The sequence below is a fragment of the Lactococcus sp. LG1074 genome, from assembly GCF_017309525.1.
GTDB classification, from domain to species: domain Bacteria; phylum Bacillota; class Bacilli; order Lactobacillales; family Streptococcaceae; genus Lactococcus; species Lactococcus petauri.
The window spans coordinates 1,271,717-1,294,322 of the sequence record NZ_CP071293.1 but is presented as its reverse complement, the minus strand read 5'-3'; the positions used below and the strand labels follow the sequence as shown (position 1 = coordinate 1,294,322).

Annotated in this window: 19 protein-coding genes and 1 pseudogene; 17 read left to right on the top strand and 3 right to left on the bottom strand. The window is 38.4% G+C overall.

The features are described 5' to 3' along the window. Nucleotides 1–14 precede the first annotated feature (14 nt). From J0J36_RS06420 to J0J36_RS06405, 4 genes are read left to right on the top strand one after another with little or no spacing between them, the layout of a single operon-like run. The gene (locus J0J36_RS06420) at nt 15–1,385 is read left to right on the top strand and encodes a PTS sugar transporter subunit IIC (protein WP_206886699.1); all 1,371 of its coding nucleotides are present in this window, start codon (nt 15–17) and stop codon (nt 1,383–1,385) included. A 9-nt stretch (nt 1,386–1,394) separates the two neighbouring features. Beyond that, nucleotides 1,395–1,913: a GrdB-related putative oxidoreductase gene (locus J0J36_RS06415; protein WP_004256263.1), complete on the top strand. Its 519-nt coding sequence runs from the start codon at nt 1,395–1,397 to the stop codon at nt 1,911–1,913. Between the two features lie 28 nt (nt 1,914–1,941). Continuing rightward, nucleotides 1,942–3,234 carry a Sapep family Mn(2+)-dependent dipeptidase gene (locus tag J0J36_RS06410; RefSeq protein WP_153925154.1) on the top strand — a complete coding sequence of 431 codons (1,293 nt, stop codon included), beginning with the start codon at nt 1,942–1,944 and terminating at the stop codon, nt 3,232–3,234. Between the two features lie 41 nt (nt 3,235–3,275). Further along, nucleotides 3,276–4,001, top strand: a complete 726-nt coding sequence (locus J0J36_RS06405) for a GntR family transcriptional regulator, LSA1692 subfamily (protein ID WP_153925151.1) — start codon at nt 3,276–3,278, stop codon at nt 3,999–4,001. Nucleotides 4,002–4,024: 23 nt separating this feature from the next. Here J0J36_RS06405 and J0J36_RS06400 read toward each other — a convergent pair whose 3' ends face one another. Next, a complete protein-coding gene (locus J0J36_RS06400) occupies nt 4,025–6,619 on the bottom strand; it encodes a YfhO family protein (RefSeq protein WP_004256266.1) in 2,595 nt (864 codons plus the stop codon). Nucleotides 6,620–6,664: 45 nt separating this feature from the next. Further along, a complete protein-coding gene (locus J0J36_RS06395) occupies nt 6,665–7,444 on the bottom strand; it encodes a DUF4931 domain-containing protein (protein ID WP_004256267.1) in 780 nt (259 codons plus the stop codon). A 160-nt stretch (nt 7,445–7,604) separates the two neighbouring features. On the opposite strand from J0J36_RS06395, the gene mnmA reads away from it, so the two are divergent. From mnmA to J0J36_RS06345, 11 genes and pseudogenes are all read left to right on the top strand, one after another. Next, nucleotides 7,605–8,729, top strand: coding sequence for a tRNA 2-thiouridine(34) synthase MnmA (gene mnmA / locus J0J36_RS06390; RefSeq protein ID WP_029343388.1), 1,125 nt, complete (start codon nt 7,605–7,607; stop codon nt 8,727–8,729). A 98-nt stretch (nt 8,730–8,827) separates the two neighbouring features. Next, nucleotides 8,828–9,355 (top strand): hypothetical protein, encoded by a 528-nt coding sequence (locus J0J36_RS06385; protein WP_029346254.1) that lies wholly within the window; start codon nt 8,828–8,830, stop codon nt 9,353–9,355. Between the two features lie 192 nt (nt 9,356–9,547). Next, on the top strand, nt 9,548–10,771 hold the full coding sequence (gene rpsA, locus J0J36_RS06380) for a 30S ribosomal protein S1 (RefSeq protein ID WP_004256275.1): 1,224 nt from the start codon (nt 9,548–9,550) through the stop codon (nt 10,769–10,771). 332 nt (nt 10,772–11,103) lie between these two features. After that, entirely contained in the window at nt 11,104–11,418 is a 315-nt protein-coding gene (locus J0J36_RS06375) for a hypothetical protein (RefSeq protein WP_165719059.1), read from the top strand. After that, nucleotides 11,415–11,642, top strand: a pseudogene (locus J0J36_RS10725) (hypothetical protein); the annotation flags it as partial. The gene J0J36_RS06375 and the pseudogene J0J36_RS10725, both read left to right, overlap by 4 nt. A 33-nt stretch (nt 11,643–11,675) precedes the next feature. Beyond that, a complete protein-coding gene (locus J0J36_RS10720; RefSeq protein ID WP_019292756.1) occupies nt 11,676–11,795 on the top strand; it encodes a hypothetical protein in 120 nt (39 codons plus the stop codon). Nucleotides 11,796–11,811: 16 nt separating this feature from the next. Then, nucleotides 11,812–12,969 carry a YncE family protein gene (locus tag J0J36_RS06365; protein WP_019335482.1) on the top strand — a complete coding sequence of 386 codons (1,158 nt, stop codon included), beginning with the start codon at nt 11,812–11,814 and terminating at the stop codon, nt 12,967–12,969. 112 nt (nt 12,970–13,081) lie between these two features. Further along, nucleotides 13,082–14,710, top strand: coding sequence for an alpha-glucosidase (locus J0J36_RS06360; RefSeq protein WP_004256277.1), 1,629 nt, complete (start codon nt 13,082–13,084; stop codon nt 14,708–14,710). A 154-nt stretch (nt 14,711–14,864) separates the two neighbouring features. Further along, complete coding sequence (gnd, locus tag J0J36_RS06355) at nt 14,865–15,770, top strand: phosphogluconate dehydrogenase (NAD(+)-dependent, decarboxylating) (RefSeq protein ID WP_004256279.1); 906 nt, start codon at nt 14,865–14,867, stop codon at nt 15,768–15,770. Nucleotides 15,771–15,779: 9 nt separating this feature from the next. Then, the gene (gene gntK / locus J0J36_RS06350; protein ID WP_004256281.1) at nt 15,780–17,276 is read left to right on the top strand and encodes a gluconokinase; all 1,497 of its coding nucleotides are present in this window, start codon (nt 15,780–15,782) and stop codon (nt 17,274–17,276) included. 16 nt (nt 17,277–17,292) lie between these two features. After that, a complete protein-coding gene (locus J0J36_RS06345) occupies nt 17,293–18,645 on the top strand; it encodes a gluconate:H+ symporter (RefSeq protein ID WP_153925146.1) in 1,353 nt (450 codons plus the stop codon). A gap of 37 nt (nt 18,646–18,682) precedes the next feature. Here J0J36_RS06345 and nhaC read toward each other — a convergent pair whose 3' ends face one another. Continuing rightward, entirely contained in the window at nt 18,683–20,098 is a 1,416-nt protein-coding gene (gene nhaC / locus J0J36_RS06340; protein WP_004256284.1) for a Na+/H+ antiporter NhaC, read from the bottom strand. Nucleotides 20,099–20,726: 628 nt separating this feature from the next. On the opposite strand from nhaC, the gene pyrR reads away from it, so the two are divergent. Together pyrR and J0J36_RS06330 are read left to right on the top strand one after the other, a co-directional pair. Then, nucleotides 20,727–21,251: a bifunctional pyr operon transcriptional regulator/uracil phosphoribosyltransferase PyrR gene (pyrR, locus tag J0J36_RS06335; protein WP_004256286.1), complete on the top strand. Its 525-nt coding sequence runs from the start codon at nt 20,727–20,729 to the stop codon at nt 21,249–21,251. A 2-nt stretch (nt 21,252–21,253) separates the two neighbouring features. Next, nucleotides 21,254–22,540 carry a uracil-xanthine permease family protein gene (locus J0J36_RS06330; RefSeq protein WP_014025016.1) on the top strand — a complete coding sequence of 429 codons (1,287 nt, stop codon included), beginning with the start codon at nt 21,254–21,256 and terminating at the stop codon, nt 22,538–22,540. Nucleotides 22,541–22,606 lie beyond the last annotated feature (66 nt).

Sequence of the window (22,606 nt, the reverse complement as noted above, 5' to 3'; positions counted from 1 at the left end):
AGAAGGAGAAATTGATGTTTTCAAAGCTTGAAAAAATTATGTTGCCCCTGGCTGAAAAAATAGGACGTAACAAGTATCTTATTGCAATAAGAAATGGTTTTCTCGTTTCAACACCACTATTGATTGCGGGATCTTTCTTTTTACTTTTAGCAAATTTCCTTATTCCTCAATGGATTAATTTTTTGGAAACGATGGTTATTAACAGTAAGACCGGGACGACCTTAGCTGAAATGATTACTAAGCCTGCAGATGCGACCTTTACGATCATGGCCGTGTTTGCAGTTGTGGGGATAGGTTATTCTTTTGCGAAAGAAATTAAGGCTAACCCCATTTTTGGAGCGGCAGTTACTTTAATGTCTTGGTTTCTTCTGATGCCATACTCTGTGACTGGAGAGGTAACAGTTGAGGGGATGGCAAATCCGGTATCAGCTACCTTAACAGCTCTCCCACTTTCTTGGGTCGGAGCAAAAGGGATTTTTATCGGGATTATTTGCGCCTTTGTTTCTGTTAATCTTTATCAATTTGCTGTCAACAGAAAATGGGTAATCAAAATGCCTGAAGGTGTACCACCCATGGTTGAAGATTCCTTCGCTGCTTTGATTCCAGGTGCTTTTGTCATGCTAATATTTTTTGCACTGAACTTGGTATTGAACATTTTTGGCACAAATGCTTTTGACTTAGTTTTTAACTTTTTACAAATACCGCTGCTCCATCTCGGAGATACAGTATGGGCAATGATTATTGCTTATATCTTTCTTCATGTTTTCTGGTTTTTCGGCGTCAACGGAAGTTCAGTCGTGGGTGCGGTTTTTAATCCTATCCTGCTGACGCTCTCTCTTGAAAATGTAGAGTATTTTAAAAATGGAACCGGAGCACCTCATATTGTAAATGCTCAATTTCAAGACTTATTTGCAACCTTTGGAGGTGCTGGATCAACACTTTCTTTATTAATTGCAATGCTAATTGTTTGTCGTTCAAAACGAATTAAGGAGTTAGGTAAGCTTGCTTTGGTTCCAGGCATATTTGGGATAAATGAGCCGATTATTTTTGGTCTTCCTATTGTACTTAATCCTCTCATTTTTATTCCTTTTGTCTTAGTACCAACCTTTAATATTATTGTTTCTTATATTATGATGAACCTTCATCTTGTGCCAATCACCAACGGTGTTTTGATTCCCTGGACTACGCCCATTATTATTTCAGGTTTCTTAGCAACAAACTGGGCCGGAGCACTTTTGCAACTCGTTTTGCTTATCATTGGTGTATTTATCTACATTCCTTTTATCAAAATTATGGATGTACAATACATGAATGAAGAACGACAAGCTGCTGATGCAGAATTAGAAGCTATTACAGAGGAAATGTTGAGCTTTGATAATCTATAGGAGGATAGAATGAGACTTGTAATGATTTTAAATCAAATTCAAGCGGGAATGGGAACAAAGGATGATGTAAAAGTTCCACTTACTGCTACAAAAGAAGTGATTGGACCAGGAGTGACTTTGAAACCCTTACTTGCTGAGCATGAACAAAATTTGCTGGTTACGATTTATATGGGAGAACAAACCTACAGGGAAGCACCAGATGTTGTTCAAAGAAAGATAAAAGGGATGTTGCAACGGCTTAATATTGAGGGCGTGATTTGCGGACCTTCCTTTAACTACCCTGAGTTTTCCAAAATGTCATTGGAGCTTGCTCAAGATATACAAAAAAATACATCTCTCAAAGTAGTTTGTGCCATGTCTGAAGAAAACCAGGCTTTAATTTCTGCTTACAAAGAAGTAATTGATATTGTAAAAATGCCAAAAAAAGGTGGTGTCGGACTTAATGAATCTTATAAGGCAATTTGTAAAGTTTTACAGGCAAAGGAAAATAATAAGTCACGAGAAGCATATAAACAGTTCGTTTTTTAAACAGCAAAGCATTCTAAAGAGGTAAAAAATGTATAGGACAGAAATTGAACAAAATTGGGAGGACTATGTATCCCTTTTGGAAGGAGCAATTGCGATTCCCAGTGTCAAAGGCGAAGCCGAAGCTGGTGCCCCTTTTGGAGCAGAGCCACGTCAAGTTTTAGCTTATGTCATGGAAAAAGCACAATCTTATGGTCTGGAAATACAAATCGTCAAAGATGCAATGGGTTATGCTCAATTAGGGGAAGGTGAGGATTATATTGGAGTAGTTGGACATCTTGATGTGGTTGCTGCGGAGGGCCCAGGCTGGTTATCGCCTCCCTTTAAGCTTGAGGAGCGTGAAGGCTATTTCTATGGGCGAGGTGTGTTAGACAATAAGGGACCAATTCTGTCCTGTCTATTTGCTTTGAAGTTATTAAAGGAAAGAAAATTCAAACCTCGTCTACCAATACGCATTATTTTTGGAACTGATGAAGAAAGTGGATCAGCAGATGTGCCTCTTTATTTGTCAGAAGAAAAGGCACCGTTTTTTGGTTTTACACCAGATTGTAAATTTCCAGTAGTTTACGGGGAGCGAGGTGTTGTTGCTCTTGAGTTGACGACAAGATTTGCTCACGGTGTATTGGATTCATTGGGCGATTTTCATGGTGCAATGGCTAAAGACTTTGTTCCTGATGACATTCAACTTTCTGGTGGACGTCAAACTTATAGTGCCAAAGGATTGCGGACGCCAAGCAATGCGCCAGAATTAGGGAAAAATGCAATTACAGCCTTGGCAGCCTTACTTCAAAATAATTTAGAAAATAAGGAGGTGAGGCACTATTTCTCATGGCTCACCCATAGTTTTCATGAAAAACATTTTGGTCAAGGAGTAGGTATTGCTTTTGCGGACCAAGAAAGTGGGCGTTTAATACTTACGCCATACAAAATCAAAAGAGAAAATAATCTTATTCATCTGTCACTTAGTATTCGTTATCCGGTAACTGTGACAGAGGAGCAAGTCATTAATGCTTTAAGCGAAAATCTTTACCCAGACACAAGTTTCAAAATTATTCGCAGTCTGCCCGGAACCTACGTTGACAAGATGAAGCAAGAAATACAAGATTTATCAAATATTTATGAAGAAGTGACAGGATTAAATGGTCAACCCGTCACAACTACAGGAGCGACTTATGCGCGGTCAATGCCAAATATTGTAGCTTTTGGGCCATCTTTTCCGGGGGAAAAAGGAATTGCCCATAAGGAAAATGAATATATAAAGATTGAACATTTAAAACAAATGATAGAAATTTATATGAAAAGTATTGAAAGACTTGGTCAATAAGAAACTTTTAAAAAGAAGATAAGCGTGATAAAATAAAGGTAATGAATACTGAACGAAAAGAAAGCAAAGCAAAGTTTTTAGTTGTTTCTCAAGAAATAGAAAAAAGAATTGAGCAGGGCACTTATGTATCTGCTCAAAAACTTCCATCCGAATACGATTTGGCATTGGAGTTTGGCGTGAGTCGCTTAACCGTACGTAAAGCCATGGAAGATTTGATGACAAAACAAATTGTAATCAAGAAAAAAGGAAAAGGCGCCTATGTGATTGAACAACCCAAGATTCAAAGTGGAGGTATGGGTTTGAAGTCCTTTACCGAAGCAGCAGAGGCTATGGGAAAAGTTGGGCAAACACGTTTACTAAATTTTAAAAAATTGGAGAAAGTGCCAGAGGAAGTTGTAAAAGCACTGAACACCACAGCAGAACTGGTGGAATTACAGCGATTGCGTTTACTTGATAATGAACCCATGACTTTAGAAAAACTCTATTTTGCAGAACAATTAATCACGGGAGCAACTGAGAAAGAATTGACTGGATCCTTGTTTTCCATTATTGAGGAAAAAATAGAAATTGGCTATTCGCACCAAGAAATTGAAGCGATTCTGGCTACAGAGGAACTTGCTCAGTTACTGGAAGTGAAAGTGAACAGTCCAGTTTTCCGCGTACACTCCACGGCTTTTGCTTTAGACGCTCGACCTATCTTATACGATATTTCTTATTATCGTGCGGATAAATATTCTTTCAAGAATACTTTGATTCGCCAGCATTAAAGTTAAATAGAAAAAAACAGCACTTAAAGCTGTTTTTTTCTATTTAAGAAATCATAAAGAGCAAAGAGAGCGATTCCACCTATAAAACATGCTATCCCTGCTTTTAAGCCTTGAGGGAAGAAAGTAAGTTCGACAACATGTTCACCTCTAGGGGCAGTAACTTTCATGAAACCTTCTTGTGCTTTATCTAAGGTTACGGAATGTCCATCCAGTTTGGCTGACCAACCTTTATCATAAGGTAATGTGAGGAAAAGATCACCAGAGGTATTGCTATTATAAGTCAAACGAAGTCCGTTTTTTACTTGTTCGGTTTTCACCTGTGTTTGCTTTAGAGTATCCATAGCTGCTTGGTATTTGGTGTTATCTAAAGCCCAAAATCTTGTTATGCCAAAGGAAACTTGTGAGTTTTCTGGGAAGGAAACACTCACTGTTAGTTTTGTTTCCTTTTCAGAAGTTCCTAAATTATAAAAGTTACCAACATCTTTACTATTGACATTATAAGAATGAAGAACTTTTTTTCCTGAATGAATCGTAATCGTAGTCATTTTTGAATTATCATTAATGTAGCTTACATTAGGTAACTCAAGATAGGCTTGACTATGTGCGGGTACGGTAAGCTCATAGGTCACTGAAACGCCGCCGTCTTCTTCGACTTTACGTATCAGTGTAACTTGTTCTTTACCACCGGTTATCGTACTGTTACTGTTTTCTGAGTCTGGGTAAATCTGCGTGAAATATTTTTCTTTACTGTGCGTCAATTGATGGAGAAAGGCTTCTTGATTACTGATTGTTGCTCTTTCTGAACTGCTCAGAGCTGCATCTTGGTACCCATCTTTTACAAATATTCCAACCGATTGTGCATTGTGATTCTCAAATAAAGAAGGTTTTATTTGCTTAAAACCGTATTTCTCAGGTTGAAATTGATTGATATTATAATTAATGGAAAGAAGCGAATCCATGAGTAACGTGTTTTCAGGGTAGCGGAGATTAAGGAAGGTGCTGTCTGTATGAAACCCTAAAAGTCCTAAGACCCGGCTTGAATTACTATTACGGACAGAAGAAAACTGCGATAAGGCATTATAATTATATTTCATACCATCATTTGCCGTATCGGGGACCGTGTTTTCTGTACGCACAAAGGTATCTCCAGAACGTTCGACTACATTTTGGACGAGAGGTTGAATGAGTTTTGTTTGGGTATTGTAGTAAGCTCGGCTTGCAAAATTCCATTCTTTCTTAACTCCTGCAAGCTGGTAGTATCCATTTAAACCTGCTTCTGCACACATGAACAAAGCAAGGATGGCAACTAAAACTTTCCAAGGGAGCCATTTTTTAAAGAAGGTAAGAAGAACCAAGAAATAAGCCAAGGCAAAGAGCAGAGTCAGAGCAAGCTGTAGCGTATCGAGATAAGCATAATCCCCGAGTAAAGCAGCAGCAATAAAACCAAGGGAAAGCAGCACAAAGGGTACTATAGTCATCCAGAGTTTTAAAGACTTGAAGCGCGTGAGAACTTCACAGGCCATAAGTAAAATGAGAAGAGAGAAAAGGAAAGCGTAACGATGTAAAAACATGTTTGGAGAATGCATCCCTTGCCACGCCAAATCTAAAACTTGTAGATAAAAAGAGGCAGTCAGAAATGCAAGTAGGACACCAAAAGCTATTTTGGTCTGCCATTTCACTTGAGGAAGGAAGAAGAAAGTAAGAGCAAGAAGGAAGGGGATGAGCCCTAAATAAATCATTGGGACAGCATTATACTGTGTTGTATCATAGGCTCCCACAAAGTTTTTAGAAAAAAGATCAAAAACGGCAGAATTTTGTGTCCAAAAATCATTAATCTGGGAAACAGCTTGAGTATTATTTGCTTTCAAATCAAGATACATTGGAAGAAGCATAACTAAACTTGTTACAGCAGACAATATAGAAGTAATCGCAAAATCAAAAAACTTTTTCCATGACCACTTGGTAAATGTTGAACGTGCTATAAAATATAACACTAAGAAAATTGCAACCATAAAGCCAAAATAGTAATTTTGGATGAATAGAAGGCTTAAGCTGATGTAATACAGTTTACGCTTGCCGAAATCTTGAAGTCCGTGCAAGCCCCACATGATGAGAGGAAGCCAGATGAAAACATCGAGCCACATGATAATTTCAACTTGACTCGTTAAGAAGCTCATCAGGGTGAAAGATGTGGATAATGCCATCGTGATAAGAGAGGGGATGGATTTATACATGTTTTTCAATGCAACAAAACTTGAGAGACCAATCGTTCCAAACTTTAAAAGTGTAATCAGATAAAGTGCATCTGGCATAGTATGAACATTGAAAAAATAAGTAAGGGGCATGAAGAAACTTCCCATGTAGTAAGCAGAGAAAGCATAAAGGTTTAGCCCCAAACCATTCGTGAAAGTATAGAGAAAGCCTAAGTTACTATTATGAAGAATATCCCGATAAAGCGTGTGAATAGCAACATATTGATGATATGCATCACCAGCGAGGATAGAAGTGTCACTTCCCCAATAAATACCGAGGAAGGCAAAAGCTACCGCAAGTAGTCCAGCAGGGAGGATAAAACTTCCGAGCATTAGCCAAATATTTTTCTTGATAAAATCAAACATACACTTATTATAACCTAATTTTTTATTTATAAAAGAAAAACTGGACTAGTCCAGCTTTGTTTTTAATTCTTTTGCGATTTCTTCTAAGCGATTGTCTTTGTTGACCTGAGGTATTTTATAGCCGATGTAGTAAGGAGAAGTGATAAACCGTGGTACAATCTTACAAATATAACGCTGGCTGTCCGGCATTTTGTAGAAAAAAAGATTGTAAGAATCACAGCGTCCGTTCATATAGTCATTCAGTAAATACTGTGTAATAAGCTGAACCTTATCAGCCAAATGATCGATATATTCAAGTTGGGAAATGATAACATTAAATTCCACAAATCCCATAATCGGACGAGTAGAGATTGTAATATCGACACTATTTTCTTTAAGTGTTACACCTTCAAAATTTTCAGGAGAGATATGTTCATAACCATCTGCCTCTTCCAAGCCAACAATCTGCATGTGTGGATGACGTAATGTTCCGCCAGAATGGGGGCCAAAGTTTTTAAACATAAGTACTGATTTATATTGGGGATTATCCAATAGCTTCTGCCAACATTCAAAAGCAAACCGAAAGACTTCTCTATTTTCTTGAACAGAGTAGGTAGAGACATCTCCGAGGTGTTTATCTGACTCGATAATCACAGTCATCAAAGAATTTTCGACAGTGGGAAATTTGTTTTTAAGCCAAATTTTGTGCCCTTGTCTGTCCAAAATATCTTTGAGATTGGGTGTATCGCAAAAAGGACAAACTCGCTTTGTTTCAGCAAGGTTTGCGTATTTATTTTTATTGATTTCCATGTTAAAAATTAAAGGATTATCTGTGTGTTCAATCATATTTCTATTATAGCATTTCACAGTCTATTTATTTCTGGAAAAAACTGGTATAATAAATCGTTACCTATTATTTACTTCAGCCTTCAACTGAATGTAAGCTTTTTTGTTTTTCTAAAGAAAAATAGGAAATCTAATAAAAATAGAAAGAGATGGTGAACAAATAATGGATAATTCAAAAACAAGAGTCGTTGTCGGTATGTCTGGTGGCGTCGATAGTTCAGTTACAGCTTTAATGCTGAAAGAACAAGGTTACGATGTCGTTGGTGTTTTCATGAAAAACTGGGATGATACTGACGAAAATGGTGTATGTACTGCTACAGAAGACTACAAAGATGTAGCAGCAGTAGCGGATCAAATCGGTATTCCTTACTATTCTGTCAACTTTGAAAAAGAATATTGGGACCGTGTATTCGAGTATTTCTTGGCGGAATATCGTGCAGGCCGTACACCTAACCCAGATGTTATGTGTAATAAAGAAATTAAGTTTAAGGCTTTTCTTGATTACGCAATGGAACTTGGAGCTGATTATGTAGCAACAGGTCACTATGCACGTGTAACAACAGATGAAGATGGCACAGTTCATATGCTTCGTGGTGTGGATAATAATAAAGATCAAACTTATTTCTTAAGTCAATTGTCACAAGCCCAACTGAAGAAAACAATGTTTCCGCTTGGTCATTTGGAAAAACCGGAAGTACGTGCAATTGCTGAACGTGCAGGACTTGCGACAGCAAAGAAAAAAGATTCGACTGGGATCTGTTTCATCGGTGAAAAGAATTTTAAAGAATTTTTGACAAACTATCTTCCTGCAACTTCAGGGAAAATGATGACATTAGATGGTGTAGAAATGGGAACTCATGCAGGACTCATGTATTATACCATTGGTCAACGTGGTGGTTTGGGAATTGGCGGTCAACATGGTCAAACAACAAGTGATCCGTGGTTTGTAGTAGGGAAAGATCTTAGTACAAATACACTCTATGTTGGACAAGGTTTCCATCATGAACATTTGTATTCTGATAATTTAACTGCCAGTGAATTGAGCTTTACTCGTCCAATGCCAGAAGAATTTGAAATGCATTGTACAGCCAAGTTCCGCTATCGTCAAGAAGATACAGGAGTAACAATCTCTGTTAAGGGAGATAAAGTTGCTGTCAAATTTGATGAACCTGTACGTGCCATCACTCCAGGACAAGCCGTTGTTTTTTATGATGGTGATGAATGTCTCGGCGGTGCCTTGATTGACTTTGCTTATAAAAACGGCCAAATTATGCAATACCAATAAAATAAGAGAAACGTGGGGCAACCCGCGTTTTATTTTTGATTAAATTTTAAATTTGTTATAATTTATTTATAATCAAAAACTTATTTATGGGTGCGGATATGAAAAAAATTGGAAAAGGAAATATTGTTTTACTTGCATTAGTATTGTTAACGAGCCTCGCATTTATTTGGAGTACAAATTACAAAGAACAAAGCAAACTATTAGCTGACAATATCACACTTCCATGGTTGAGACCAAGTTTTGATCAAGAAGGAACCACAGATCAACTCGTTGCGCAGATAGCTCAAGGAGATTACTCAAGTATACAAGGTAAATGGGCAAGTGAGCGTGGTGTGAATTACGAAATCGATGGGTCACGATTTCTTTTTGGTAAGCGTGAATATTATATGATAAAAGGTGGTTATGATGACTACGGAATTCCTTATATTATGACGGACAATAGGCATTCGGCAAAACTATATTTTTATCCAGCAGGAAAACCAATTCCTACGCTTCAAGAAGATGGCACGGTTGTTGTTTCAGATATAGCAGATCCGAGTGATACAAGTAAAAATCGTCTCTTATTTGCACAAACAGTACTCCCTTCAGAGCAAATAAAAGAAAACGTTTTCTATCACGAAAATTAAGCTGTAATGGCTTAATTTTTTTAGCGATAAATACTGTAAAGACAAGTCGAAATAAACTTTTAGACTATTTAAAGGTATTCTTTATAAAAAAGAAGAAAAAAAGTATTAAAAAGCTTTCATTTCTCTCATAGTTGTGATATACTAAGTCATAAGACTGTAGACAGTCAAATTGTTGGAGGAATTTTTTTACAAATGAATGAATTTGAAACATTGTTAAACAGCGTTGAGGACGTTAAAGTACGTGACGTCGTAAAGGGTGAAATCCTTACTATCGAAAACGGGCAAGCAACAGTTGCTATCGTTGGTACAGGTGTTGAAGGTGTCCTTACACTTCGCGAAATCACAAACGACCGTGATGCTGATATCAATACATTCGTAAAACCTGGTGATATTCTTGATTTGCTTGTTATTAAACAAATCGTTGGTAAAGATGCTGAAGGTGCAAATGTATACCTTCTTTCATTGAAACGTCTTGAAGCTCGTAAAGCTTGGACTGAACTTGAAGGTAAAGAAGGCGAAATCCTTACAGTTAAAGTTACTAAAGACGTTAAAGGCGGACTTTCAGTAGACTATAACGGTGTTCGTGGATTTATCCCAGCGTCTATGATTGATACATACTTCGTTAAAGATACTAAGAAATTTGTTGGTCAAGAAATTGAAGCTAAAATTATCGAAATCAACGCTTCTGAAAACCGCTTCATCCTTAGCCGTCGTGCTGTAGTTGAAGCTGAAACTATCGAAATGCGTAAAGAAGCTTTTGCTCAATTGAACGAAGGCGATATCGTTGAAGGTACTGTTTCACGTGTTACTAACTTCGGTGCATTCGTTGACCTTGGTGGTATTGACGGACTTGTTCACGTTTCAGAACTTAGCCACAACCGTGTTAAACGTCCATCAGACGTTGTAAAACCTGGTGATAAAGTTGAAGTTAAAATCTTGAAACTTGATGAAGAAGCTGGTCGTCTTTCACTTTCTCTTAAAGCTACACAAGCTGGCCCATGGGAACAAGTTGAAGAAAAAGCACCAGTTGGCTCAACTGTTGAAGGAACTGTTAAACGTCTCACTGACTTTGGTGCATTCGTTGAACTCTTCCCAGGCGTTGAAGGACTTGTTCACGTTTCACAAATCTCTTGGGAACGTGTTGAAAATCCAAAAGACGTACTTAAAGTTGGTCAAGTTGTGAACGTAAAAGTTCTCGACGTGAAACCTGAAGAAGAACGTATCTCACTTTCAATCAAAGCATTGGAAGAAGCTCCAGCTCGCCCAGCTCGTAATAACGAAGATGGCGAAAAACGTGACCGTAAACCACGTGCTCCACGTAAAGCAGCTAAACCAAGCTACGATCTTCCAGAAACTCAAGAAGGTTTCTCACTCGCAGACTTCCTTGGTGAAGACTTCGACATCAACGATTTGTAAGAAAATCTCCAGAAAAGTCGCTTAAGCGACTTTTTTTGATCTTAGATAAAAATTTCTTTTGGCAATTTGAAATTGACTTCTGAACTTAATAGTTCAGGAGTTTTTCTATTTTATTGAGATTTCTTTGTGTTGATTGCGAAAGCTTAAAGCATTTCGAGAGCTTTCTATTTATTTCTTTGATTTAATTTTTCTTTATAAAACAGAAAGATTATAGGTGTTAAATCTATGTTAAGATGAAAGAAAAAATTATTGGAAAAGAGGAAATTTATGATGAAAAATAAAAAACAAGTATCAGTCGGACTGATGAGTTTTGTTTTATTAACCTTAGGGGAGTGGGCCAAGTCCAAGCCGAATCCTTGGAAGACTTGAAAGCAAGGATGGCAGAACATGTCAAAAAATTAGAAAGGAGTAGCCGCTCATCAGATTCCGAAGAAACAAGAAAAATGGAAAAAGAACTGGAAGAAATATATCTCAAGATGGTTGATCAAGAAATGAAGGAAAATAAGATCATGGAAAAGATCGATAACTTACCAGTAGTTCCGGATAAGACAGGGCGAACACGTGCGCGAGATGGCAGATGGACCTGGCGTGATGGCGTTATCGCCGTGACAAACAATGGAATTTCTGGAGCTGGCATGCGGGAATAGTAGCGCCACAAAAATCATGGGTTACTGCAGAATCTTCCCCAAAAACAGGGGTTAAGCTTCAATATAACTTTGAGGGTCGTGGAAAAGTAGGAAAATATAATGTCTGGCAAACAGGTGTAAAGTCAACGACTGTCTCACAAGATTGGCATGCGGGTCATTGGGCGGGGAGACAGGTAGGCAAGCCTTATAATTATAACTTCTACAGAACCAATAATAGGAACAGTTTTTACTGTTCGCAGCTGGTTTGGGCAGCCTATATGGATGTTGCCAAGGTTAATCTCAATACCTCCGCTTACGATATCCCAGGTGCACGTGCTATCCATCCTTCCGAGTTGCTTTATAATAATAAAGTCCAGTTGATTTATCGCGCAAAATAAGGATGTCTATCGGATAATGAAAAAAATAATACTACGAGTCCTAGCTACTGTTTTACTCTCGCTCGGTGCCGTCTTTTTAGTCTATAGAAGCTTCCCTAAAGGAGAACAGACCTTTAAAACGAGTAAAAAAACTGACTTTTATATCATGTCGTATAAAAAGATTGTAGGTTTTGAGCGGACAGATAAAGGGGCAAAGAAACGCTCAGAAGACAAAGTAAAGCTAGGAGAGCAGACCGCAACCCATAATCTCCAACCAGATTCTAAAAATAATCATTTCTTTGTTTTTGAAGATTTCACACCAGGACCTTTTCCAAGAGGTCCACAAACAGTCGTTAGCTTAGATATTGAAAAAGGCAGCTTATCGAAAGCAGAATACCCAGAAGGACCAATCACGGGAGCGGGATTTGATGGCAAGTTTTACTACCCTATGACCAGTCAACCAGAGGGAGGTTCGGTTCATAAATATGATAAGTCGAAAACACTAAAAAAGCAATTTAAATTCCCAGATACGGCTGATAATGTGATGTCTGCAGCAGCAACGGATGAGAAAAATCTCTATGTTTTGAATAATGTGATGAATGTGGGCGATAAGTACACACACAATAATCTTGTGACTTTTGATAAAAAGACTTTAAAGAAGGTAGATGAAAGATTAATCACTAATGCAAGTGCTGCTGTAGCAAACTCAGAAGGTTTTTTGGATATGAAATTAATAGGAAATAAATTTTACCTGACAAATACAGGGAATCGCTTGAAAAGTAATCCTTATGAACCCACTCCACAAGATAAATTGGTTATCCTTGATAAAGACAGTTTGGCACGCAAGGAAGTTAGCTTGGGGCAAGATGAACCTCACAAAATAGCAGTATCCAATGATGAAAAAACTTTAGCCATTAGTCATGCGAATGACAGTTTTGATACCTCAATGATAATAAGTTTCTACGACATAGATAGCCAAAAAATCAGTCGTTTAGCACTTGATGAATCACTCATGGAGAACTATTCTACAGAAGATATGCTAATTAATGTCGACTTTGATAAAGGCGGCAAAGTTTGGATTTTAACTTGGAAAAATCTTCTTGTCTATGATTTAGAAAAGCAAGAAAAAATTTTCGGACTTGATTTAGTAAAATATGATTTAGAATACGCACATTTATTAGCTTTGAAGAAATGATACCTCACGTGATAAAAAATATTCTTTACCTTTTTGTTGCTCATTTTGTTTAAAAATGCTATCATATTTTTAAGCAACCGCTTGCGTAAAATGAAAAAAGGGGAAATAAATAATGAATCAACAAAATTGGTGGCAAGAAATTGTGATGTATCAGATTTATCCGAGAAGTTTTCAAGACAGTAATGGAGATGGTATAGGCGATATTAAAGGTATTATTTCGCGTTTAGATTATCTTGCTGAGCTAGGTATTGGTGGTATTTGGCTCAGTCCTGTTTATCAGTCTCCCAATGATGATAATGGTTATGATATTTCAGATTATGAGTCTATTATGGACGAATTTGGCACGATGAGAGACATGGAAAGGCTTATTTCTGAAGCAGATAAACGTGGTATCAAAATTATTATGGATCTAGTTGTTAATCATACCAGCGATGAGCATCCATGGTTTATTGAAGCAAGAAAATCTAAAGAAAATAACTACCACGACTATTATATCTGGAGAGATGCACCATCTGATGGCAGTTTGCCTAATGATTTGAAGTCAATCTTCGGAGGCCCTGCTTGGCAATGGGATGAAGTTGTAGAGCAATACTATTTGCATTTGTTCAGCAAGAAGCAACCGGATCTCAATTGGGAAAATGAAAAACTCCGCCAAGCCATTTATGAGATGATGAACTTTTGGATAGATAAAGGTATCGGAGGTTTCCGTATGGATGTCATCGATTTGATTGGGAAGCAACCAAATCAAGGTATTACAGGAAATGGACCAAAATTACACGATTATTTGAAGGAGATGAATCAGGCGACTTTTGGGGATAAAAATCTGCTGACTGTAGGAGAAACTTGGGGCGCAACACCTGAAATTGCGAAACAATATTCTAACCCAGCCAATAAAGAGCTCTCGATGGTATTCCAATTTGAACATATCGGTTTAGATGAAGCTGAAGGAAAAACCAAGTGGGATTTGATGCCACTAGAGATTCCAAAATTAAAGGAGGTCTTTAGTAAATGGCAAACAGAATTAGGAAATGAAGGCTGGAATTCACTCTTTTGGAATAACCATGATCTGCCAAGGATTGTCTCACGTTGGGGTAATGATAAAGAATACCGTGTAGAATCGGCTAAAATGCTAGCTATTCTCCTACATATGATGAAAGGAACTCCGTACATTTATCAAGGAGAAGAAATTGGCATGACCAATAAACCTGTAAATGATATTGAACAAATTGATGATATTGAAAGTCGAAATATGTATTTTGAGAGATTGGAGGAAGGTTACAGTAAGGAGGATATTCTTCATTCAATCAACGCAAAGGGACGTGACAATGCACGTACACCGATGCAATGGAGCAATGAAAAATCAGCTGGATTTAGTGCAGGCCATCCTTGGTTAGCCATTAACCCTAACTATGAAAAAATTAATGTAGAGGCAGCCTTAGAGGATGAAAATTCCATCTTTTACACTTATCAAAAGTTGATTGCTTTACGTAAAGAAAACCCAATCATCGTCTGGGGCAAGTTCGAGCTACTTAAAGATACAGCGGAAGAAGTTTTTGCTTATATTCGATCTTACAAAGGTGAAAACTGGTTAATTGTGGCTAATTTCAGTACTAAGAAAAATCAATTTTCTTCCTCATATGAAGTAAAAGAGGAAGTAATTCATAACTATCCTGAGGCTATCGATAATGTGGAAGAAATTGTCCTCAAACCTTATGAAGCCTTTGTTGCTAAACTTAAATAAATTACAAACCACCTTACTCAGAGTAAGGTTTTTTTGTGCATCTTTTAACAGAAAAACATTTACATTTAAATTGTTGACAAATGAAAAAGAATTACTTATAATAAAAGAAAGCGTTATCAAAATATTGACAGATAATTTAAGGAGAGTAGATATAATGAAATTTGGAATAATCGGTCTTGGAAAAATGGGCTACAACTTAGTACAAAATGCTGTGGATCATGGTATCGAAGTGGTGGCTTTTGATCAAAATGAAGCGATTGCGCATGAAGCAGAAAAATATTCTGAAAAAATAACCGCAGCTCATAGCTTGGAAAATCTTTTAAGTAAACTTCCAAGTCCTAAAATAGTATGGGTAATGTTGCCAGCCGGAGAAGCGACAAATTCAACAATTGAACAGCTTTCTGAACAACTCTCTGCGGGTGACATTCTTATTGATGGCGGAAATTCTAATTATAAAGACAACTTGAAGCAAAATGAAGAACTTAAAAAGAAAGGAATTCACTTTTTCGATGTTGGAACTTCGGGAGGGATGGCTGGTGCACGCTCTGGCGGGAACTTTATGATTGGTGGAGATGACGAAGCATCTTGGAAAGTTCTTGAACCACTATTTAAAGCCTTGGCGCAAGAGAACGGTTATCTCTATACTGGAAAATTAGGGAGCGGTCATTATCTCAAAATGATTCACAATGGGATTGAATATGGCATGATGCAGGCTATTGCTGAAGGTTTTGAAATTTTAGAAGCCTCACCTTATGATTATGATTACGAGGCGGTAGCAAAACTATGGAATCATGGATCGGTTATTCGTAGCTGGTTGATGGAGTTGGCTGAAGCACAGTTTGCTCAAGACCCAAAATTAGAAGATATTGCAGGAAAAGTTGCAGCTTCGGGTGAAGGAAAATGGACAGTGGAAGAAAGTCTAGATTTAGAAGTCCCTGCCCCAATCATTGCTCTCTCACTCATGATGCGAAATCGTAGTTTGCAAGAAGATACAATGACAGGAAAAGTTGTTGCTGCCTTGCGCAATGGTTTTGGTGGACATGCAGTAGTAGAAAAGTAAGGAGAAAAAATGGAATATTTGATTGGTCTTGACCTAGGGACGACTGCAACTAAGGCAGTTCTCTTTAAGAAAGACGGAGAAATCGTGGCTAGTAGCAGTCATGGCTATAAACTTCATCGAGATTCGACAGGAATGGCAGAAGAATCCCTGGAAGACATTTTCGAAGCTGTTTTGATTACTATTCGTGAGGTTTCAATTCATCTAGAAGAGGAAGATGAGCTCTTAGCTGTATCTTTCAGTACACAACTGCACTCGCTTATTGCTTTTGACCAAGAGTGGCAACCTTTGACAAGAGTAATTACGTGGGCAGATACACGAGCAGTTGCTTTTACAGATGAACTGAAGTCTTCAGGACAAGGTTTTGAAATTTATCAACGAACAGGAACACCGATTCATCCGATGGCGCCACTCTCAAAACTTTTATGGCTAGCAAGTGAACGCCCAGAAGTTTTTGAAAATGCAGCGCACTATCTTGATTTGAAAGGATATATTTTCTATCGTCTCTTTAAAACGAACAAGATGGACTTGTCGGTCGCAACTGGAACAGGAATTTTTAATATTCATGAGTTGAACTGGGACAAGGAAGTTCTAAAACTAGTGAAAGTTTCCCAACAGCAACTTCCACAAGTCGTTGAACCTTATGAGATTGAAGAGGGAATGCCTTCAGAATTTGCCAAGAAGATGGGCATTCCTGAGACAACTAAGTTTGTCTGGGGCGCAGGAGATGGTCCACTTTCTAATCTTGGTGTTAATGCCATTAAACCAGGAGTAGCTGCAATTACTATTGGGACTTCAGGCGCGATTCGGGTGGTAACAGACAAGCCACGTGTCGATGCTAAAGCACGGACATTTACCTATGCTTTGGACAAAGAACATTGGGTAGTTGGAGGTCCAGTTAACTCTGGTGGCGATGTTTTCCGTTGGGTAAGGGATCAAATTTTCGATGAGGAATTAAACTTTGACGAAATTACTGAGATTGCCGCGCAGATAGAAGCGGGAGCAGAAGGACTGCTTTTCCATCCTTATTTGGGTGGTGAACGTGCCCCTCTTTGGGATGCTAATGCCAGAGGCTCCTTCTTTGGCTTAAACCATGGACATAATCGAGATCATATGGCCCGCGCAGTTTTAGAGGGTGTAATGTTCAATCTTTACATGGTGGCTCTAAGTTTGATTGAGGTGACAGGAGATTTAAAGCAAATCCAAGCAACAGGCGGATTTGTCAGTTCAGAGTTATGGACACAAATTTTAGCTGATATTTTTGAACAACCAATTAATGTGCCAGAAAGCAAGGAAGCAGGCTGTTTAGCAGCTGTGGTAATGGCAGAAAAATCCTTAGGATTGATTGATGATTTGGATGTTGTTGAGCAAATGATTGGATCTAATGCAACCTACAAGCCTAACAGCAAGAATTTTAAAGCTTATAGAGAATTATCAATTATTTTTGTACAATTGGCCCGTAGTTTTGAAGAAAGTTATAAGGCTATAGCTGACTATCAGCGTAAATAAAAGTTAGGAGATTTTTATGGATTTACTTATCGTTTTGGTCGGAGTATTGATCTTGCTTTTCTTGATTGGGAAAGCTAAGTTGAATACTTTTGTCTCTCTGGCTATCGTTTCCTTTATTGTTGCGATGCTTCTTGGGATTGATTTAGCAAAGATTCCAACTTCTATCGAAACAGGGATTGGCGGGCAGCTCGGTCATTTAGGAATTATCTTTGGGTTTGGAGCCATGCTTGGCCGCTTGGTCTCAGATGCCGGCGGTGCCTATCGTATTGCGCACACGCTGATTGACAAATTTGGGAATAAAAGGATTCAGCTTGCTGTTGTTTTAGCTTCCTTTATCATTGGAATCGCACTTTTCTTTGAAGTCGGTATGGTTCTTTTAATTCCAATTATCTTTGCGATTGCTGCAGAACTCGCTATTCCAATTCTCTATTTGGGTATTCCGATGGTTGCAGCTCTGTCTGTGGCCCATGGCTTCCTCCCCCCTCACCCTGGACCTACAGCCATTGCAGGTGTTTACGGGGCAAATATGGGCTTAGTCCTTCTTTACGGTTTTATTATTGCCGTACCTACAGTTCTCATCGCAGGACCTCTCTTTACAAAATTTGCGAAAAAGATGGTACCGGATGCTTTCTCAAGAAAAGGCAATCTGTCAACAGTTGGAGAATATAAAGAGTTCAGACTTGAAGAAACACCCTCTTTCTTGTCAGCAACGCTTACCTCACTTATGCCAGTTCTTTTGATGGCCATTTCTACTTTATACGTGATGGTGGCACATGGAGGCAAAACACCAAAAAATCCAAGTGCGCTAGATAATATAGTTGCTTTTATTGGTAGCCCGGATGTGGCAATGCTTCTTTCACTACTTATCGCTATCTTTACCATGGGTATTTTCCGTAAGATTCCAATGAAACGTTTAATGGCATCAGCAGAAGCTTCTATTAAACAGATTGCCATGATGCTCCTAATTATTGGTGGTGGTGGTGCCTTTAAACAAGTCCTTATTGATGGTGGTGTGGGTGACTCAGTTGCTCAAATCTTCCAAGGTAGTCGTCTGTCACCCTTGATTTTAGCTTGGTTAATTGCTGTTGTTCTACGTTTAGCTTTGGGTTCTGCCACAGTTGCAGCCTTAACTGCAGCTGGACTCGTTTTACCTTTAATGGCAGCTACAGGTACAAATCCGGCTTTGTTAGTTATCGCTACAGGAGCAGGCTCACTTTTCTTTAGTCATGTCAATGACGCAGGTTTCTGGATGTTTAAAGAATATTTCAATCTTACAGTCAAAGAAACGCTGTTAACATGGTCGCTTTTAGAAACATTAATTGCCATTGTTGGGCTCGTTGGAGCACTTATATTAAATGTGTTTGTATAAGAAAAAAAGCCATTAGAAGTTCTCTAATGGCTTTTTATTACAAACTTTGCGCTGTAGAAACAACATCTTTTGTTTTCATACTGGAAATCTTTTTAACCCCAAGGCCAGTAAAAGCGCTGATAAGAGAAAAGACAGGGGAGAACAAACTAAAGAAGACAAAAGGTAAGTAAGTCAGAGTTGGTACGCCGAAAGTACTGGCAACGAAACTCCCTGCAATTCCCCAAGGAATAAGGTAGTTGATGACTGTTCCGCCATCCTCAAGCGTACGTCCCAAGACAACGGGGTCAAGATTGGCTTTTTTGTAGACCTCTTTAAAAGCATTTCCAGGAAGAATTATCGAAAGAAATTGCTCACCAATAAAGATATTTACACCGATACTAGTAAACAAGGTCGTTGTGATCAAACTCTTTGGTGAGGCAAGCTTATGTGCAACCCGGTCCATGACTGTCGAAACAAGTCCTGTTTTCATGAGGAGACCGCCAAGAGATAAGGTAAGAATGATGAGTGATACTGTTGACATCATGCTTTCAATTCCACCACGTGAAAGTAGGAGGTCAATTTCTTGATTTCCTGTTGCTGATTTAAAACCAGAATCAATTAATAAACCGAGGTCAGTAACTTTTGTATGTGGGTTCTGAATAAATATCATTACTAAAGCGATACCGATATTTAAAAGAATAGTAAGGATGGCAGGGATTTTTTTCCAAGCACAGATAAACATAAGGAGGATAGGAATGAAGGCCCAGCCAGAAATTGAAAAATGAGCATGTAGAACTTTTGTGACTTCAGCAATCTTATCTAGACTCGTTGCTTGGTTGCTGACACCTAAAATGGCAAATAAGACTAAGGAAACCAAAAATGCTGGAAGGGTTGACCACATGAGATTTTTGATATGCTTAAATAAATCCGCATCAACAACGGCAGCAGTAAGGTTTGTTGATTCTGAAAGTGGAGACATTTTATCTCCGAAAACAGCACCCGAGACAATCGCCCCAACGATGAGAGCAGGATTTAGTCCGAGCGTTGCACCGATACCAAAGAAAGCAATACCGATAGTCGACATCACGGTAAAAGCACTTCCTACGGCACTCCCTACAATTGCACAGACAATGAAGACTGAAGGTACGAACCATTTGACACTGATAATATCAAAGCCAAGGACCATAAGAGTAGGAATAATTCCAGCTTGAATCCATACAGCGATTAAGGATCCTACTAAAATAAAGATAAATATTGGGATGATGCCAGGTTTTATTCCAGAGATAATACCATCATGAATTGCATCGAAGGGCATACGTTTTACAGACATGTAAATCATGACAATACCGATAGCAAACAAAATGGCAATATTGGGAGCAATCTTAAAGCCGATTACGGAAAGGGCAATTGTTGCGATGACTAAAGTAAGCATGAGACAGGCTTCCATCATGCTGGGTTGTTTTATTTTTTTCATATATTTTTCCTTGTAGATTAACTTGTGTTTTGCAATTGTTTATGAACGTTTGTTAAACAATATCGGATAATTCCTCCACAGGATAAATAACTTATGTTCTGTGAGCTCATATCTTTCCTCCTTTTGAAATAAAAAAACACCCTCAGCTTAAGAAGCTAAGGGCGAATTTCTCCACGGTACCACCTTATTTTTAAAACAGCGAGTGTTTTTCTTTATCATTTCATTTATTATTTTTATCCGCTCATTTTAGTGTAATTCAACAAATAGTCCTGATCGGTTCGCAGCAACCACCGACTTTCTGAACAAGAAAACTATTTCCTACTGGGTTAAAATGTTTTTTAGCTTATGTACAAGAATATATTAAAGTTTTTAATTTGTCAAAAATATTTACTCAAAGAATAGAAATATTCTGTATATTGATAATTATTTTAATTTTGAAAGGGGGATCTGTCGTAAATTCTTGCAAAAAAATCAAGGATTTGCTATAATCACTATAACCTTTAAGTGTGTCCAGAGAGGCAGGCAAGGTCAGAATCTTGAATGAACTTAATTAAAGTATATTATAGAGTATTTTCTGATACCTTCCCTAGCCCTTGGACTAGGGAATTTTTCTATATTGGAGTGTTTTATGGCAAAAAAAGAAATCATTGATGAAATCACAATGAAACGTGCGATTACACGTATTACTTATGAAATTATTGAACGAAACAAGGAATTGGATAAACTGGTCCTTATCGGAATTAAGACACGTGGTGTGTACTTGGCTCAACGAATCCAAGAGCGTTTGGCCCAATTGGAAAATATCGATATGCCTTTAGGCGAACTTGATACACGTCCATTCCGTGATGATAAGAAAGCGACAGAAGATACAACAGAAATTAACGTTGATATTACAGGGAAAGACATTGTCTTAGTAGACGACGTGCTCTATACTGGTCGTACGATTCGTGCAGCGATTGATGGTTTAGTTGACCGTGGACGTCCTGCGCGTGTCCAGTTAGCAGTCTTAGTGGATCGTGGGCATCGTGAATTGCCGATTCGTGCGGATTATGTTGGAAAAAATATTCCCACATCCCAAGGTGAAGAAATCATTGTCAACATGTCAGAAGTTGACGGTGAAGATAGCATCTTAATTAAGAAAGAAGAGGCTTAATCGTGTCCAGTAATACAGATATTCTTTTAAAAGTTGACGAAAAACCAAAAGGCGGGCAATGGTTTGGCCTTTCATTCCAACATCTCTTTGCCATGTTTGGCTCAACGGTTTTGGTTCCTATCCTTGTGGGTATTGACCCTGCGATTGCGCTGCTTAGTTCTGGTTTAGGGACTTTAGCGCATATGTCGGTGACACGTTTTAAGGTCCCGGCTTATATGGGTTCAAGTTTTGCCTACATCGGGGCAATGCAACTCCTGATGAAGCAAGGTGGAATGCCAGCAATTGCTCAAGGTGCTTTAACCGGTGGTTTAGTATACTTGCTTGTTGCCATTATTGTTCGCTTTGCTGGGCAAGGCTGGATTGACCGAGTTTTACCGCCCATCGTTGTAGGTCCAATCGTTATGGTTATCGGTCTTTCCTTGGCACCTGTAGCTATCAATGACTCCATGTACACTAACCCGGGAGCAATGACAGGATATAGTTTGCCTTTCTTAGCTATTTCCATGATTACTGTCATGGCAATCGTTATTTTCAGTATCTACGGCAAGGGTTTCCTTTCTGTAGTTCCGATCTTGCTCGGAATTGTTACCGGATATGTCGCAGCCATTATCATTGGTAAAGTAACTGGTCAAAGCATTGTTGACTTTTCAAATGTTTCCCAAGCAAGCTGGCTCTCACTTCCTACAATGGAAATTCCGTTTTTAAGTTATAAGTGGGCCTTTTATCCTTCAGCAATCTTGACGATGGCGCCTATCGCCTTTGTTACAATGACGGAGCACTTTGGACACATCATGGTTTTAAATTCCTTGACGGGCAAAGACTATTTTAAAGAGCCAGGCCTTGACCGTACTTTAGCAGGGGATGGGGTAGCACAAGTTATTGCTTCATTTATCGGTGCGCCGCCAGTAACTTCATACGGGGAAAACATCGGTGTTATGGCCATTACGAAGATACATTCGATCTATGTTATTGCCGGTGCCGCTGTTCTTGCGGTAGTAGTTAGCTTCATCGGGAAATTGACAGCCTTGCTGACTTCCATCCCAAGCCCGGTTATCGGTGGAGCTTCCATCGCCCTCTTCGGAGTTATTGCTGCAAGTGGTTTGAAAATTATTGTTGAAAATAAAATCAACTTTGATATCAAACGTAACTTGTTAATTTCAAGTGTCGTACTGGTTATCGGTATCGGAGGTATGGTTCTTGACATCACCCAAAATCTACAAATTTCATCTGTAGCTATTGCAACAATTATTGGTATTGTGCTTAATCTGGTTTTACCGGAGGAAGCTTAATATAGAGTTTTGCTCTTCAAAGAGCAAATCACAGTCGTTCATTCACATTTTTAAAAATCATGCTAC